This is a genomic window from Pseudomonas sp. MYb2, from assembly GCF_002979955.1.
Taxonomy (GTDB): domain Bacteria; phylum Pseudomonadota; class Gammaproteobacteria; order Pseudomonadales; family Pseudomonadaceae; genus Aquipseudomonas.
In genome coordinates this window covers 158137-174901 of record NZ_PCQC01000001.1, presented here as the reverse complement: position 1 = coordinate 174901, position 16765 = coordinate 158137, and the positions used below count along the sequence as shown (strand labels likewise).

General features: G+C 60.1%; 15 protein-coding genes. 8 read left to right on the top strand and 7 right to left on the bottom strand.

Annotation, left to right across the window (positions count from 1 at the left end; genetic code table 11):
• Positions 1–21: 21 nt before the first annotated feature.
• Positions 22–477, top strand: coding sequence for a YaiI/YqxD family protein (locus CQ009_RS00875; RefSeq protein ID WP_105704639.1), 456 nt, complete (start codon positions 22–24; stop codon positions 475–477).
• Positions 478–594: 117 nt separating this feature from the next.
• Here the strand turns inward: CQ009_RS00875 and elbB are convergent, their stop codons facing one another.
• Positions 595–1263, bottom strand: coding sequence for an isoprenoid biosynthesis glyoxalase ElbB (gene elbB / locus CQ009_RS00870; protein WP_038359087.1), 669 nt, complete (start codon positions 1261–1263; stop codon positions 595–597).
• A 115-nt stretch (positions 1264–1378) separates the two neighbouring features.
• On the opposite strand from elbB, the gene CQ009_RS00865 reads away from it, so the two are divergent.
• Positions 1379–2614 (top strand): sterol desaturase family protein, encoded by a 1236-nt coding sequence (locus CQ009_RS00865; protein ID WP_105704638.1) that lies wholly within the window; start codon positions 1379–1381, stop codon positions 2612–2614.
• Here the strand turns inward: CQ009_RS00865 and CQ009_RS00860 are convergent.
• Entirely contained in the window at positions 2595–3245 is a 651-nt protein-coding gene (locus CQ009_RS00860; protein ID WP_105704637.1) for a DedA family protein, read from the bottom strand. The two genes, CQ009_RS00865 and CQ009_RS00860, sit on opposite strands and share 20 nt — an antisense overlap.
• Positions 3246–3452: 207 nt before the next feature.
• Between CQ009_RS00860 and hemB the strand changes: the two genes are divergently transcribed.
• Entirely contained in the window at positions 3453–4466 is a 1014-nt protein-coding gene (gene hemB, locus CQ009_RS00855) for a porphobilinogen synthase (RefSeq protein WP_105704636.1), read from the top strand.
• 18 nt (positions 4467–4484) lie between these two features.
• Positions 4485–6710 (top strand): polyphosphate kinase 1, encoded by a 2226-nt coding sequence (ppk1, locus tag CQ009_RS00850; protein ID WP_064389500.1) that lies wholly within the window; start codon positions 4485–4487, stop codon positions 6708–6710.
• Between the two features lie 352 nt (positions 6711–7062).
• Here the strand turns inward: ppk1 and ppx are convergent, their stop codons facing one another.
• From ppx to CQ009_RS00825, 5 genes are all read right to left on the bottom strand, one after another.
• Entirely contained in the window at positions 7063–8565 is a 1503-nt protein-coding gene (gene ppx / locus CQ009_RS00845) for an exopolyphosphatase (RefSeq protein ID WP_064389499.1), read from the bottom strand.
• Between the two features lie 207 nt (positions 8566–8772).
• Positions 8773–9510 carry an amino acid ABC transporter ATP-binding protein gene (locus tag CQ009_RS00840; protein ID WP_105704635.1) on the bottom strand — a complete coding sequence of 246 codons (738 nt, stop codon included), beginning with the start codon at positions 9508–9510 and terminating at the stop codon, positions 8773–8775.
• Positions 9497–10147, bottom strand: coding sequence for an amino acid ABC transporter permease (locus tag CQ009_RS00835; RefSeq protein WP_105704634.1), 651 nt, complete (start codon positions 10145–10147; stop codon positions 9497–9499). The genes CQ009_RS00840 and CQ009_RS00835 overlap by 14 nt, the downstream gene beginning before the upstream one ends.
• Entirely contained in the window at positions 10144–10818 is a 675-nt protein-coding gene (locus CQ009_RS00830) for an amino acid ABC transporter permease (protein WP_064389496.1), read from the bottom strand. Before CQ009_RS00830 ends, CQ009_RS00835 begins: the two co-directional genes overlap by 4 nt.
• A gap of 21 nt (positions 10819–10839) precedes the next feature.
• Positions 10840–11625: a transporter substrate-binding domain-containing protein gene (locus CQ009_RS00825; RefSeq protein ID WP_064389495.1), complete on the bottom strand. Its 786-nt coding sequence runs from the start codon at positions 11623–11625 to the stop codon at positions 10840–10842.
• A 256-nt stretch (positions 11626–11881) separates the two neighbouring features.
• On the opposite strand from CQ009_RS00825, the gene CQ009_RS00820 reads away from it, so the two are divergent.
• The 4 genes from CQ009_RS00820 (at position 11882) to CQ009_RS00805 (ending at position 16742) form a co-directional block, all read left to right on the top strand.
• Complete coding sequence (locus CQ009_RS00820) at positions 11882–12589, top strand: FadR/GntR family transcriptional regulator (RefSeq protein WP_105704633.1); 708 nt, start codon at positions 11882–11884, stop codon at positions 12587–12589.
• A gap of 120 nt (positions 12590–12709) precedes the next feature.
• Positions 12710–13039, top strand: a complete 330-nt coding sequence (gene trxA, locus CQ009_RS00815; protein ID WP_064389493.1) for a thioredoxin TrxA — start codon at positions 12710–12712, stop codon at positions 13037–13039.
• A 249-nt stretch (positions 13040–13288) separates the two neighbouring features.
• Entirely contained in the window at positions 13289–14548 is a 1260-nt protein-coding gene (gene rho, locus CQ009_RS00810) for a transcription termination factor Rho (protein ID WP_003229334.1), read from the top strand.
• 196 nt (positions 14549–14744) lie between these two features.
• Positions 14745–16742: an acyltransferase family protein gene (locus CQ009_RS00805; RefSeq protein ID WP_105704632.1), complete on the top strand. Its 1998-nt coding sequence runs from the start codon at positions 14745–14747 to the stop codon at positions 16740–16742.
• The last annotated feature ends 23 nt before the right edge of the window (positions 16743–16765 follow it).

The following is a 16765-nucleotide window of genomic DNA, read 5'->3' as shown; positions in this document are numbered from 1 at the left end:
CGAATTTTTTGGAGGTAAAAAATGCGTGTATGGATCGATGCCGACGCTTGCCCTCGGGCGGCGAAGGATCTGGTGGTGAAGTTCGCCCTCAAGCGCCAGTTCGAAGTGGTAATGGTGGCCGGGCAGCCGCAGATCAAGCCGGGGCTGGCCATCGTCAAGCTGATCGTGGTGCCGAGCGGGCCGGATGCGGCGGACGATTATCTGGTCGAACACGCGGTGCCGGGGGAACTGGTGATCTGCAGCGATATCCCGCTGGCCGATCGGCTGGTGAAGAAGGGCGTGGCGGCGCTCGACCCGCGCGGCAAGGAGTTCGATGCGCAGAACATGGGTGAACGGCTGGCAGTGCGCAATCTGTTCACCGACCTGCGTGAGCAAGGCCAGATGAGCGGCGGCCCCGCGCCGTTTGGCGACCGCGAAAAGCAGGCGTTTGCCAATGCGCTGGACCGGATCCTCACGCGCCTGACCCGCAACACCTGAGCCCCACACAAATCCCTTGTAGGAGTGAGCCTGCTCGCGATAGCGGTCGATCATTCAACAGATATGTTGCCTGACACACCGCCATCGCGAGCAGGCTCACTCCTACAATAGACCGTGTCAGGCGTCATTTTCGTGGGTCAGCTCTAATACTCGGTCGACGAGTTTGTTGATGCCCGAGGCTGCCTCGCTGATGTTCTGCGCCAGCATGTAAGCCGGGGTCGTCACCAGTTTGCGCGCCTTGTCTTCAATGATCTCGGTCACCGCGCAATCTTCGTGGGTGGCGCCCATCTTGTTCATTGCCGTGGCGGTGTCGGCATCATTGCCGATGGTGCAGGTCACGCCCGGGCCGTAGATCTTCGCGGCCAATGCCGGCGAGATGCACATCAGGCCCACTGGTTTGCCTGCTTCGGCGAATGCCTCCGCCAGCGCCAGCACTTCAGGCTGCACGCTGCAGCCAGCGCCTTCGACGGCAAAGTTGGACAGGTTTTTCGCCGCACCAAAGCCGCCGGGCACGATCAGTGCGTCGAAGTCGTCAACGTCGGCCTCGCGGATGTCCTTGATGTTGCCACGGGCAATCCGCGCCGATTCCACCAGCACATTGCGCGACTCGGGCATTTCTTCGCCGGTCAGGTGGTTGATCACATGCAATTGCGCGATGTTCGGGGCGAAGCACTGCACCTGGGCGCCGCGTTGGTCGAGGCGCAGCAGGGTGATGACGCTCTCATGGATCTCGGCGCCGTCGTATACGCCACTGCCGGACAGGATCACTGCAACTTTTTTGCTCATGGTTTTCTCTCCAGATTCATGGCGCTAAATGTCCACTAAATTGTCGCGCGTTGCCATAGGGTTAATGGGCGGCTACACCTAGGATCAGTCCTCAAGACTTCAGTCAGGGCGCGTCATGGACTTCATTCTGTATGCGGTGCCGTTTTTCCTCGTATTGATCGCGGTTGAACTGATTGCCGACCGCTGGCGCGGGGTCAGCAACTATCGCCTGGCGGACGCGGTGAACAGCATCAGCACCGGTGTTTTGTCGACCACCACCGGGTTGCTGACCAAAGGTGTCGGGCTGCTCACGTACGCGTTTGCCCTGGAACATCTGGCCTGGCTCAGGCTGCCGACGGACCGCGTCTGGGTCTGGGTGTTTGCGTTCGTCCTCTACGACTTCTGCTACTACTGGCTGCACCGCATGGGGCATGAGCGCAATATCCTCTGGGCCGCGCATTCGGTGCATCACCAGAGCGAGGAGTACAACCTCTCCACCGCGTTGCGCCAGACCAGCACCGGGTTTCTGCTCGGCTGGGTTTTCTACCTGCCGATGGCGTTGCTTGGCGTGCCGCTGCTGGTGTTTGTCAGCGTCGCGGCGCTCAACCTGCTGTATCAATTCTGGGTGCACACCAGGCACATTCCCAAGCTCGGCTGGTTCGAGTGGTGCTTCGTTACGCCATCCAATCATCGGGCTCACCATGCACAGAACGCTCTCTACATGGATCGCAACTACGGCGGGGTGTTCATTCTTTGGGACCGGTTGTTCGGCACGTTTCAGGAAGAGGACGATAACGAACCGGTGATTTTCGGTGTGACCACGCCATTGGCGAGCTGGAATCCGCTGTGGGCCAACCTGCAGTTTTATGCGCAATTGTGGGATGACGCACGCCGGGCCAAGCACCCGTGGGACAAGCTGCGGATCTGGTTCATGCGCACCGGTTGGCGGCCGGCGGACGTGGCGGCGAAGTACCCGATGAGCAAGCCGGATCTGGCTCGATTCCGCAAATTCGACGTGCCGCTCGAGCGGCGCCTGCAGTGGTATGTGGCGCTGCAGTTTTGCGTCTACATCGCGCTGGGCAGTTATCTGATGAACCTGGAGCGTAGCCTGCCGACGGCCGCGCTGTTACTCGGCTGGAGCGCGGTGGCTTTCGGGGTGTTTGCGTTGGGCGTGGCCTTGGAGAATCGCCCGTGGGCGCTGAAGGTCGAACTGTTGCGGCTGGGGTTGAACGTGCCGCTGCTGTGGCTGGCGCCGCTGGTCGGGCTTTGGCCGGCCAGCCCGCTGATGTGGGCGGGCCTGCTCGGTTACAGCCTGCTCAGTGTTGGCGGGCTGTACGTGAGTCGCCAGTGCGTTATTCGGCTGGCGTCTTAGGGTCGACGGTTTTTGCCTGTTCGGCTTGCTGCAGTTGCAAGGCTTTTGCTGCTTGCTCGTCGGCGTAAACCTGTTTCGCCAGACGGGCATTCTTGAAGCGCCGACGCAGCCACAGGCCGACGCCCAGCACCAGCAACGCACCGAGCACCCACAGCTCATATTTTTTGATACTGCCGAGCATGCCTTCCAGCACCGCGCCGAAGTGATAAGCGGCAGCAGCCAGCGCCGTGGCCCAGATCGCTGCGCCAATGCCGTTCAGCAGCAGGTAACGTCCCGGCGGATAACCCGACAGGCCGATCGCCACCGGCATCACCGTGCGCAGGCCATAGACGAAGCGGAAGCTCAGCACCCAGATATCCGGATGCCTGCGAATGTGTTCCAGCGCGCGGTCACCCATCATCTGCCAGCGTGGTTTGCGCGCGAGCAATTTGCGCCCGTGCTTGCGCCCCATGAAGTACCACAGCTGATCGCCGGCATAGCTGCCGAAGAACGCCACGACCACCACAATATTGATGTCCATGTATCCACGGAACGCGAGGAAGCCCGCGAGCACCAGAATGGTTTCGCCTTCGAAGAACGTGCCGAGAAACAAGGCAAAGTAGCCAAAGTCATGCAGAAATTGTTGGAGCATTGTCTGGGTGCTGGCGAAATGAACGCGCAGCCTAACCCTTCGGACACATTCATGAAAGTGTCCAAATGTGTCTCGACGTGAACAATTCCTACACTGAGAATGGAATGCGGCTACATGTCGCGGACCTCACACAACTGTCATCTGTTCGTCATAATGGCCGTCTATAACTGTCACGCTCGCCCGTTTGCGCGGGCTCAGGAGTCTGCCGTGAGCTTTACCCCAGCCAACCGTCTGTTCCCTGCAACGCGCCTGCGTCGTAATCGCCGTGATGATTTTTCGCGTCGGCTGGTCCGGGAAAATGTGCTGACGGTCGACGATCTGATCCTGCCGGTATTCGTGCTCGACGGTGAAAACCGCCGCGAAGCCGTGACCTCTATGCCCGGCGTAGAGCGCTTGAGCATCGATTTGCTGCTCGAAGAAGCTGCCAAGTGGGTCGAGCTGGGGATTCCGGCGCTGGCATTGTTCCCGGTAACTCCTGCCGAATTGAAATCCCTCGACGCTGCCGAAGCGTGGAATCCTGAAGGCATTGCCCAGCGCGCAACCCGCGCCCTGCGTGAGCGCTTCCCGGAGCTGGGGGTGATCACCGACGTTGCGCTCGATCCGTTCACCACCCACGGTCAGGACGGCATCCTCGACGACGAAGGCTACGTGCAGAACGACATCACCGTTGATGCACTGGTCCGCCAGGCCTTGTCCCATGCCGAAGCCGGCGCCCAGGTCGTCGCGCCGTCGGACATGATGGACGGTCGCATCCAGGCCATTCGCGAAGCGCTGGAAATCGCTGGCCACGTCAACGTGCGGATCATGGCTTATTCGGCCAAGTACGCCAGCGCCTACTACGGGCCGTTCCGCGATGCCGTGGGTTCGGCCTCTAACCTCGGCAAGGCCAACAAAGCCTCTTATCAGATGGATCCGGCCAACAGCGACGAAGCGTTGCACGAAGTCGGTGCGGACTTGTCTGAAGGCGCGGACATGGTCATGGTCAAACCCGGCATGCCGTATCTGGATATTCTTTTCCGGGTAAAAGATGCCTTCAAAGTGCCGACCTTCGTCTATCAGGTCAGTGGCGAATACGCCATGCACATGGCAGCGATCCAGAATGGCTGGTTGAGCGAAGCGGTGATTCTCGAATCACTGACCGCCTTTAAACGTGCCGGTGCAGATGGCATCCTGACTTACTTTGCCGTTCGTGCCGCTCAATTGTTACGAGAGCAGAAATAGCCCTCCCAGGAACATTCGATGAATACCGAAGGACTCACTGAAGTTGCCGTAAAAGAAGCTCAACCGGTGGTCGAGCAAATCACTGAAACCCCGCCGGAACTGGAGCCAGCGCCATCCGCGCCGGTGGCCGAAACCGCTGTGGCGGTGCCGGCGATTGCCATTCCCGGTCTGGATGACAGCAGCCTGTATATCCACCGTGAGCTTTCGCAATTGCAGTTCAACATCCGTGTGCTGGAACAGGCGCTGGACGAGTCCTATCCATTGCTGGAGCGGCTGAAATTCCTGCTGATTTTCTCCAGCAACCTGGATGAATTCTTCGAAATTCGCGTGGCCGGCCTGAAAAAACAGATCACCTTCGCCCGTGAACAGGCCGGTGCCGATGGCCTGCAACCGCATCAAGCACTGGCGCGTATCAGCGAACTGGTCCACGGCCACGTTGACCGCCAGTACGCAATCCTCAATGACATTCTGCTGCCGGAGCTGGAAAAGCATCAGGTGCGCTTCATCCGTCGCCGTAACTGGACGGTCAAGCTCAAGACCTGGGTACGCCGCTATTTCCGCGACGAGATTGCGCCGATCATCACCCCGATCGGCCTCGACCCGACGCACCCGTTCCCGTTGCTGGTGAACAAGAGCCTGAACTTCATCGTCGAGCTGGAAGGCATCGACGCCTTCGGTCGCGATTCCGGTCTGGCGATCATCCCGGCACCGCGCCTGCTGCCACGGATCATCAAGGTGCCGGAAGAAGTCGGCGGCCCGGGCGACAACTATGTGTTCCTGTCGTCGATGATCCACGCTCACGCCGATGACCTGTTCCAGGGCATGAAGGTGAAGGGCTGCTACCAGTTCCGTCTGACCCGAAACGCCGATCTGGCGCTCGACTCCGAAGATGTCGAAGACCTGGCCCGCGCGCTGCGTGGCGAGTTGTTCTCGCGTCGCTACGGTGATGCGGTGCGTCTGGAAGTCGCTGACACTTGCCCGAAACATCTCTCGGACTACTTGCTCAAACAGTTCAACCTGAGCGAGAGCGAGCTGTATCAGGTCAACGGCCCGGTCAACCTGACGCGGCTGTTCAGCATCACCGGCCTGGACAGCCACCCGGAGCTGCAATACACGCCGTTCACCCCGCAGATTCCGAAACTGCTGCAGAACAGCGAAAACATCTTCAGTGTGGTCAGCAAGCAGGACATCCTCTTGCTGCACCCCTTCGAGTCGTTCACCCCGGTGGTCGACCTGCTGCGCCAAGCCGCGAAAGATCCTCACGTTCTCGCTGTGCGCCAGACCCTGTACCGCTCCGGTGCCAACTCCGAGATCGTCGATGCGCTGGTGGATGCCGCGCGTAACGGCAAGGAAGTGACGGCGGTCATCGAGCTGCGCGCGCGGTTCGACGAAGAGTCCAACCTGCAACTGGCCAGCCGTCTGCAAGCGGCCGGTGCGGTGGTGATCTACGGCGTGGTCGGCTTCAAGACCCACGCCAAGATGATGCTGATCCTGCGTCGCGAGGCCGGCGAGATCGTCCGCTACGCGCACCTCGGCACCGGTAACTACCACGCCGGTAACGCCAAGCTGTACACCGACTACAGTTTGCTGACCTCTGACGATGCCTTGTGCGAAGACGTCGGCAAACTGTTCAGCCAGTTGATCGGCATGGGCAAGACCCTGCGCATGAAAAAGCTGCTGCATGCGCCGTTTACCCTGAAAAAGGGCATGCTCGACATGATTGCCCGCGAGACCCAGTTCGCCGTCGAAGGCAAACCGGCGCACATCATCGCCAAGTTCAACTCGCTGACCGATCCGAAGATCATCCGCGCGCTGTACAAGGCCAGCCAGTCCGGTGTGCGCATCGATCTGGTGGTGCGCGGCATGTGCTGTCTGCGCCCGGGGATTGCCGGGGTTTCGCACAACATTCATGTGCGCTCGATCATTGGTCGCTTCCTGGAACACACCCGCGTGTTCTATTTCCTCAATGGCGGTGAAGAGCAGATGTTCCTCTCCAGCGCCGACTGGATGGAACGCAACCTCGACAAGCGCGTCGAGACTTGCTTCCCGGTCGAAGGCAAGAAACTGCTGACCCGGGTGAAGAAAGAGCTGGAGCTGTACCTGACCGACAACACCCACAGCTGGAGCCTGCAATCGGATGGCCGTTACATCCGCAACACGCCAACCGGCAACCAGAACCCGCGCAGCGCGCAGGCGACGTTGCTGGAACGCTTGGGTAGCCCGATCTTGCCGGTGAGCAGTTGAGGCCTTGAAGTCAAAAGCCCCTCACCCTAACCCTCTCCCAGAGGGAGAGGGGACTGACCGAGGTGTCTTGCGCTATACGCCGACCTGAGAAATCGAGACGAACTCAGGTTTGAACAGCCCTCAAATCGGCTCCCTCTACCTCGGGAGTGGTCTGGGGTGAGGGGCAGGCCCGCCCCCCATCTCAAACAAACCCAATAAAAAAGGCGATCCCCATGGATCGCCTTTTTTGTACCTGTCATCCACACACCTGTAGGAGCTGCCGAAGGCTGCGATCTTTTGATCTTGATCCTGTAGAAACAAGATCAAAAGATCGCAGCCTGCGGCAGCTCCTACAGGGGGGATTTGCGGTGTATCAGTGGACGGTGAGGACGATGCCCACCCGTGTCAGCCAATCCGCTTCGAGACCGAAATCCGCCTGAGTCAGCTGATTCTCATCCAGCCAGTTCTCCGGGAATTCCACATCCAGGTTGTTGCCCTTCGCGCGCAACACCACCTGCGGCATCGCCTGCGTGCCACGAATGTGGTGGAAGAGGATCGCAAAGCGCAGCAGTACGCACAGGCGAATCAGCTTGTCGCCGTCGTCACCGAAGTCAGCAAATTTGTCCTTGGGAATGTTGCGGCGATGGCCGCGCACCAATAGCGCGAGCATCTGTTGGTCTTCGCGGGAGAAGCCGGCAAGGTCGGAGTGCTCGATCAGGTAGGCGCCGTGCTTATGGTAGTGATAGTGGGCAATGTCGAGGCCGACTTCGTGCACTTTCGCTGCCCAGCCGAGGAGTTCGCGCCAGATACCGTCATCCAGTTCCCAGTCCGCCGCGACCTGATCGAACGCGTGCAGGGCTTTGCGCTCGACTCGCGCCGCCTGTTCCAGATCGACGTGGTAGCGCTCCATTAACGAGGTCAGGGTGCGTTCGCGCACGTCTTCGTGATGATGACGACCTAGCAGGTCATAGAGCACGCCTTCACGCAGCGCGCCGTCGCAGTGGTCCATGCGTTGCAGTTCGAGGGCATCGAAAATCGCTTCGAGAATCGCCAGTCCCGCCGGGAAAATGGTCCGGCGATCCGGTTTGATGCCTTCGAAATCGATCTTGTCGACATCACCGAGCTTGAACAGGCGACGCTTGAGCCAGGCCAGACCTTCGGCGTTCACTTCGCCAGTGCCATGGCCGCCGGCCTTCAGCGCCAGGCCGATCGCGCGGATGGTGCCCGAGGAGCCGATGGCTTCATCCCAGGTCAGCCGGTGCAGGGCGTGTTCGATGCTCATGATCTCCAGCCGCGCCGCCGTGTACGCCTGGGCATAGCGGGCCGGGGTGATCTTGCCGTCCTTGAAATAGCGCTGGGTGAAGCTGACGCAGCCCATTTGCAGGCTTTCGCGCAGCAGCGGCTCAAAGCGCTGGCCGATGATGAATTCGGTACTGCCGCCGCCGATGTCGGCCACCAGGCGTTTGCCCGGAGTGTCGGCGAGGGTGTGCGAGACGCCGAGGTAGATCAGGCGCGCCTCCTCACGGCCGGAGATGACTTCCACCGGGTGGCCGAGGATTTCTTCGGCGCGGTGGATGAATTCGAGGCGGTTGCGCGCTTCCCGCAAGGCGTTGGTGCCAACGATACGCACGGCGCCCAGCGGCATACCGTTGATCAGTTGGGCAAAGCGCTTGAGGCAATCGAGCCCGCGCTGCATCGATTCTTCGTTGAGCTTGCGCTCATCGTCGATGCCGGCGGCCAGCTGAACCTTCTCGCCGAGGCGCTCGAGAATGCGGATTTCGCCGTTCTGGGCCTTGGCCACGACCATGTGAAAGCTGTTGGAGCCCAGGTCGATTGCGGCGATCAGGGACAGATTCTTGGCTTGGGATTGCGGCATGGTCAGGGGGTCTCGGTCGATAACCTCGACATCGTGCCACGATCAAACGCTGGCGCCAACGCGCATGGTTCAAACCGTTGATTCAGCGCAGAAAGTCGGTGACCGCTGCGCGGTCAATCGCGAGCAGGCTCACTCCTACAGGTGAACGCATTCCCATGTAGGAGTGAGCCTGCTCGCGATGAGAGCCTGGAAGCCCCTGTATTTCTCTCAGGCTGTTGCTTCAACTGTGCCAATAAAGTTCGCCAGCTCCGCCGTCTGCGGGTTGGCAAACAACACTTTCGGATCCCCCACCTCATGCACCTTGCCGTGGTGCATGAACACCAATTTGTCTCCCACCTCGCGGGCAAAGCGCATTTCGTGGGTGACCATGATCAGCGTCATGCCTTCCCTGGCCAGTTGCCGCACCACGCTAAGCACTTCATTGACCAGTTCCGGGTCGAGCGCCGAGGTGATCTCGTCGCACAGCAAAACCTTCGGCGACATCGCCAGCGCCCGGGCAATCGCCACGCGCTGTTGCTGGCCGCCGGACAGCCGATCCGGGAAGGCATCGAATTTCTCGCCCAGACCGACCCGCTCCAGCATCTCGCGAGCCAGTTCCGCCGCTTTGGCCTTCGGCACTTTCTGCACCACTTGCGGCGCGAGCATGACATTTTCACCCACGGTCAGGTGCGGGAACAGGTTGAACTGCTGAAAGACCATGCCGACCTTCTGCCGCAAGCTGCGCAGGTCGGCGCGGGCGGCGTCGAGGTATTCGCCATCGACTTCGATCACGCCGTCGTTGATTGACTCCAGGCCATTGAGGGTGCGCAGCAGGGTGGATTTGCCCGAGCCGCTGCGGCCGATGATCGCCACCACCTGGCCTTCCTCGACGCTGAGGTCGATGCCTTTTAGCACGTGGTGATCGCCGTAGTATTTATGCAGGGCGGAAATTCTAAGCAGAGGCATGCAGTCTCCTTTCCAGGTAGCGCGCACTGAGGGACAAGGGGTAGCAGAGCAGGAAGTAGCCGAGGGCGACGAAGCCGTAGACCATGAACGGTTCAAACGTGGCGTTGGCGAGCATGCCGCCGGTCTTGGTCAGCTCGGTGAAGCCGATGATCGAGGTCACGGCGGTGCCTTTGACCACTTGCACCGAGAAACCCACAGTCGGCGCCACGGCAATGCGCAACGCTTGCGGCAGGATCACGTAGCGCAGTTGCTCCAAAGGATTGAGTGCCAGGCTCGCCGAGGCTTCCCACTGGCCATTGGAGATCGACTCGACGCAACCGCGCCAGATCTCCGCCAGATAGGCACTGGTGAACAAGGTCAGGGCAATCGCTGCGGCCATCCACGGCGAAATTTCGATCCCGGCCAACGCCACGCCGAAGAACACCAGAAACAGTTGCATCAGCAGCGGCGTGCCTTGGAACAGTTCGATCCAGGTGCGGGCAATGCTGCTCGGCACAGGGCTTTTCGAAATGCGCATGATCAGGATCAGCAACCCGACGATCCCGCCGCCGATAAACGCCACCAGTGACAATGCCAGCGTCCATTGCAGGCCGGTGAGCAGGTTGCGCAGGATGTCCCAGAAGGTGAAATCGCTCATGTGCGGCTCCCGCTTCGACTGATGTAGCGGCGACCGATCCAGTTGAGCAACTGGCGGATCAGCAGTGCCATGCACAGGTAGATCAGTGTGGTCAGCGCGTAGGTTTCAAAGGCGCGGAAGTTGCGCGACTGAATGAAGTTGGCAGCGAAGCTGAGTTCTTCGGTGGCGATCTGCGAGCACACCGCCGAGCCGAGCATGACGATGATGATCTGACTACTCAGCGCCGGCCAGACCTTGCCCAGTGCCGGCAGCAGAACCACATGACGGAACGCCTCGAAGCGCGTCATCGCCAGCGCCGCTGCGGCTTCCAGCTGTCCGCGGGGGATTGCTTGAATACCCGCACGGATGATCTCGGTCGAATAGGCGCCAAGGTTGATCACCATCGCCAGCACCGCCGCTTGCCACTCGGAAATCTGCACGCCCAGCGACGGCAGGCCGAAGAAGATGAAGAACAACTGCACCAGAAACGGCGTGTTGCGGATCAACTCGACGTAGACGCCGAAAATTGCCGAGAACGGGCGGATGTTCCACGCCCGCACCAACGCCCCGACAATCCCGACGCCCACCCCAAGCAACGCGCCAATGGCCGTCAGCTCAAGGGTAAACAGCGCCCCGCGCAGCAACAGGTCGGTGTTTTCCACCACCGGCATGAAATCGAACTGATAAGCCATGAAGGTCTCCCGCGCAGTCGATCAGAGATCGGCCGGCAGCGGCTCTTTCAGCCAGGTCTGTGAATTCTTTTCCAGTGCGCCGTCAGCCTTGGCGGTGGTCAGGATGTCGTTGACCTTGGCCAGCAGCGCCGTTTCGTTCTTGTTGACGCCGACGTAGACCGGCGAATCCTTGAGCTTCACTTTCAGCGCCGGCACACGTTTCGGGTTCTTTTCGCTGATCGCGACCATGACCACGTTGCCACTGGCGATCAGGTCGACTTGGCCGGCGAGGTAGGCGGCAATGGTCGAGTTGTTGTCTTCGAAGCGTTTGATGGTCACGCCTTCGGGGGCGACTTTGCTCAGTTCGATGTCTTCGATGGCGCCACGGGTGACGCTGATGGTCTTGCCCTTGAGGTCGTCGAGGCTGGTAATGGCGGCGTCTGGTGGGCCGAATACCGCAAGGTAGAACGGGGCGTAGGCGCGGGAGAAGTCGATGACTTTTTCGCGCTCAGGGTTTTTGCCGAGGCTGGAAATCACCAGGTCGACCTTGCCGGTGGTCAGGAACGGGATTCGGTTGGTGCTGTTGACCGGGGTCAGTTCAAGTTTGACCTTGAGCTGGTCGGCCAGCAGTTTCGCCGTGTCGATGTCCAGACCGCGGGGCTTCATGTCCGGACCGACCGAGCCGAATGGCGGGAAGTCCTGCGGCACGGCGACTTTCAGCGTGCCGCGTTTGACCACGTCGTCGAGGCCGTCGGCGTGGGCGGGGATCTGGCTAAGCAACAGGCTGGAAAACAGGGCGGCGAGGAGGGCGCGGTAACGCAGGGTCATGGCAAATCTCCGGATCGGCGTGAAGTGATTTCTGCGTTGGGACAGAGCATGCGCCGTGCCAATAGCCGATTTTCATCCCGGCAGGCCGCAGATTCAGCGGCTTTATTCGGTCTTACTGGTCTGAACAGTCAGGTTGTTTTTCGCACTGCTATCGCGCATCGGTACGCAACACCGAACCCTGCTGGGGCACGACTTGCCGGACTCGGCGAATAGCTTTACAACTAGCCGCACATTGGCTTGGTGCGTCTGAAAAACCATGAACTCGATTTCCCGTGCAGTACCCGAAGTGGCGCTGCAAGCGATCCGCAAACTGATCAGCGAACAGGGCTTCGGCGCGGGCGATGCCTTGCCGTCGCAACGGGATCTGGCGCTGCAATTGGGCGTGAGCCGGGCGTCGTTGCGTGAAGCGCTATCGTCGCTGAGTGCGCTGGGCGTGGTCAGTATCCAGCCGGGCAAAGGCGTGTTCGTGCAGTCGCCAGTGGAGTTGTCGCGCGGCGATAGCGCGCCGGGGTGGTCATTTGCGGCGCAAGCGTCGCCGCTGGATATCTTTCAATTGCGCTATGCGCTCGAAGGGTTTGCCGCCGGGCTGGCTGCGGTGACCTTGAGCACGTCTGATCTTGATGCGCTGGAAGACAACGTCGCGGCCATGCGCGAGCAATTGAAGGCTGGCGACTTTGAGGCTGCGGCGAAACTGGACTTCGAATTCCACCGACGGATCCTGCTGGCCAGCGGCAATCAAGCGATGCTGAGCATCCTCACGGCCAGCGCCGAGATGTTCCTGGAAAGCCAGAAACTACCGTTCATCCGTGCCGAACGCGCCATGGAAACCTGGCAGGAACACCGCAAGATCCTCCGCGCCCTCGCGCGCCGGGCCTCGGGTGCTGCGCAGAAAGCCATGCAGGAACACGTGCGCAACGCGGCCCTGCGCACTGGAATCTCCTTCATTGCCCCCGCCACGGCGTGACTTGAGCTATACCCAGACTCATCGAGTGCCATAGCAAGACTCAATCAACTGCGGCTTCCTGAACAGGGGAAGGGCGGCTATGATGGGCCACGTTTTTTTGCTTACAACCTGGAGAATTCCATGAGCAGCGATCTTATCAAACACGTCACCGACGCTAGCTTCGACGTTGACGTCCTCAAGGCCGAAGGCGCTGTCCTGGTCGATTACTGGGCTGAATGGTGCGGTCCTTGCAAAATGATCGCTCCGGTTCTGGACGAGATTGCCGAGACTTACAAAGGCAAGCTGACCGTTGCCAAACTGAACATCGACGAGAACCAGGAAACCCCGGCCAAGCATGGCGTACGTGGTATCCCGACCTTGATGCTGTTCAAGAACGGTGATGTCGCTGCGACCAAAGTCGGCGCCCTGTCGAAGTCGCAACTGGCTGCTTTCCTCGACGCCAACATCTAAGCGTCGCTGTAAAGTGCCCGAAAAAAAAGCCTCGCAAATTGCGGGGCTTTTTGCGTATTCAGGGCTAGACGCTCTGAAACTCAGGTGGTACATTCGGCCCCGCACTGGTTTCTCCACTGCCCCCTGCTAGCCGTCGCCGACGCACTCCTTTTCGAATAAGTACGCGATCCTGTCGCCTTCTCCGCGGCGCGGCCTCATTAAGCCAAAAGCTTAATTTCCCCCCTCCATAAATGATTACGTCATTCCTATATGAATCTGACTGAACTCAAGCAAAAGCCGATTACCGAACTGCTCGAATTGGCCGAACAGATGGGCATAGAAAATATGGCCCGTTCGCGCAAGCAGGACGTGATTTTCTCCCTGCTGAAAAAGCACGCGAAAAGCGGCGAGGAAATCTCCGGTGATGGCGTGCTGGAGATTCTCCAGGACGGCTTCGGCTTCCTGCGCTCCGCTGACGCTTCCTACCTGGCTGGCCCGGACGACATCTACGTCTCGCCAAGCCAGATCCGCCGCTTCAACTTGCGCACCGGTGACACCATCGTTGGCAAGATCCGCCCTCCGAAGGAAGGCGAGCGGTATTTCGCCCTGCTCAAGGTCGACACGATCAACTTCGATCGTCCCGAGAACGCGAAAAACAAGATTCTTTTCGAGAACCTGACTCCGCTGTTCCCGACCGTACGCATGAAGATGGAAGCCGGTAACGGTTCCACCGAAGACTTGACCGGTCGTGTGATCGATCTGTGCGCTCCGATCGGCAAAGGTCAGCGCGGTCTGATCGTTGCACCGCCGAAAGCCGGTAAGACGATCATGCTGCAGAACATCGCGGCGAACATCGCACGTAACAATCCTGAAGTTCACCTGATCGTGCTGCTGATCGACGAGCGTCCGGAAGAAGTGACCGAAATGCAGCGCACCGTGCGCGGCGAAGTGGTTGCCTCGACTTTCGACGAGCCGCCGACCCGTCACGTGCAAGTGGCCGAAATGGTGATCGAGAAGGCCAAACGCCTGGTCGAGCACAAGAAAGACGTGGTGATCCTGCTCGACTCCATCACCCGTCTGGCCCGTGCCTACAACACCGTGATCCCGAGCTCCGGCAAGGTATTGACCGGTGGTGTCGATGCTCACGCTCTCGAGAAACCAAAGCGTTTCTTCGGTGCGGCACGTAACATCGAAGAAGGCGGCTCGCTGACCATTATCGCCACCGCGCTGGTTGAAACCGGCTCGAAGATGGACGAAGTGATCTACGAAGAGTTCAAGGGTACAGGCAACATGGAACTGCCTCTGGATCGCAAGATCGCCGAGAAGCGCGTGTTCCCGGCCATCAACATCAACCGCTCCGGCACCCGCCGCGAAGAGTTGCTGACGGCTGACGACGAGCTGCAGCGCATGTGGATTCTGCGCAAGCTGCTGCACCCGATGGACGAAGTCGCTGCCATCGAGTTCCTGGTCGACAAGCTGAAAACGACCAAGACCAACGACGAGTTCTTCCTGTCGATGAAGCGCAAGTAACATCGCAGGCTGAGCCGGTAAAAATGGCGTCCCCACGGGGGCGCCATTTTTTTGCGTGGATTTTGTCCGGGCAATGGGACGTTAGCGATCTGGTAAGGTCTGTGCCTTGCAGAATGGGCAGCAGCGTACGTGACCGTTTCCAGACAAGAGAATCAGGCTGTACAAATAATAACCAATTGATTGGCATTAAAGATTTATGAGCACACTCGCTTATCGAAGGGATATCGACGGCTTGCGGGCAGTCGCGGTCATCGCCGTGGTGCTGTTCCACTTTGGCGTCCCGGGGTTTACCGGCGGTTTTGTCGGCGTGGACGTATTCTTCGTGATTTCCGGCTACCTCATCACCTCGATCATCTGGAACCAGCGTCAGGCCGGGCGTTTCAGCTTCGTCGAGTTCTGGGCACGCCGTGCGCGGCGGATTCTGCCAGCGCTGTTTGCGATGATCATTGCGGTGCTGGCGGTGGGCTGGTTCTTGATGGCGCCCAAGGATTACGAAGAGCTGGGGCGCTCGGTGCGCTATCAAGTGCTGTTCGTCTCAAACATCCTGTTCATGCGTCAGGACGGCTATTTCGACGTCGCGTCTGACCTCAAACCGATGTTGCACACCTGGTCGCTGGCGGTTGAAGAGCAGTTCTACATTATCTTCCCGCTGTTGCTGACCTTGCTGTCGAGCCGCTTGAAACACTGGCGGCTGGCGCTGTTTGGCGTACTGCTGGTGTCCTTCGGCCTGAGCGTCTGGGCGGTCAGTCACCATCCTGAGAAAGCTTTCTTTCTGCTGCCGATGCGCGCTTGGGAACTGTTGGCCGGGGCCATGCTGGCGGTCGCGCCGAAGCACGCCTGGCGCCTGAAGCCAATGGCCGCGCAATGGCTGAGCCTGCTCGGCATGGGCCTGATCCTGCTGGCGGTGTTCGGCTACGACAATGCCACGCCATTCCCGGGTGCGGCGGCGCTGTTGCCAGTGCTCGGTGTGGTGCTGCTGATTTTTGCCAACGGTCATCGCGAGACGGTGGTTGGTCAATTTCTGAGCAGCAAAGTGATGGTCGGTTTCGGCCTGATTTCCTATTCCTGGTACTTGTGGCACTGGCCGGTGTTCGTATTCTCCAGCTACGCCAGTATCGAAGAGACCAGTGCGCTGGACAGCGCCGGCCTGATCCTGCTGACGCTGGTGCTGGGTTACCTGTCGTGGAAATTCATCGAAACGCCGTTCCGCGAGCGTCGGTTGCTCGCCGGTCGTCGGCCGATTCTGCTCGCGGGTGCTCTGGGTGTGCTGGTGCTGGCGCTGGCCGGACAAACCCTGCGCTGGACCGATGGCTTGCCGTGGCGCCTGTCTGATCAGGCCCTGCAATACGCCCGAGGTCACGATTGGCGGCCGGAGTTGATGGCCTGTCTGGCGGACGACAAGACGCCCGACGACAAGTTGTTCTGTCATTTTGGCGTTGCCAATCTGCCTGCGCAGGCGATGGTCTGGGGCGACAGTCATGCGACGGCGCTGATTCCGGTGTTCGACGACGGTGCGAAGGCTCACGATGTCAGCGTGATTCTCGCCAGTTCCCCCGGCTGCATTCCGGTGGAAGGTCTGGAGCATGGTCCGGTGTGTGCGCATTTCAACCGCCGCATCGAGCAGGCGCTGAAAGAGAAAACCGTCAGCGATGTGGTGCTGGTCGCGCGCTGGAGTCTGTACATCTATGGTGACGCCAATGGCGACCTGGGCCACGTCCTGAGAACTCCCGACGGTCGTTACGATCGTGCGGCGGCCGAGCAGCGTCTGGCCGATGGCCTGCGTGCGCGGGTCGCACAATTGCGTGCCAGCGGACATCGCGTCTGGCTGGTCAAAGAGGCGCCGTTACAGCCGTTCAGCCCGCCGTATCGCCTGACGCGACTGGCGATGCTGGATCGTTCGGTCGAGGGCGTTGGCCAACAGGTTGCCGTCCACCACGAACGTCAGGTGTTCATCAGTCAGTTGTTCGCTGAGTTGGGCAAAGACCCGGCGGTGCATGTGGTCGACCCGGCACCACGGCTGTGTGATGAGCGCGGTCTGTGTCACGCCGAACTCGAGGGCTACTCGCTGTACACCGACGACAATCACCTCTCGGAGGTTGGCGCGCGGCTGGTAGCACCGATCATGGAACCGTTGTTCATCAACCTGCAGAGCCGGGAAAACCCCGGCAAGGCCTGGACGAATGCAGCCAAGTAAGCAGCGACAGGCTGCCACAGGGC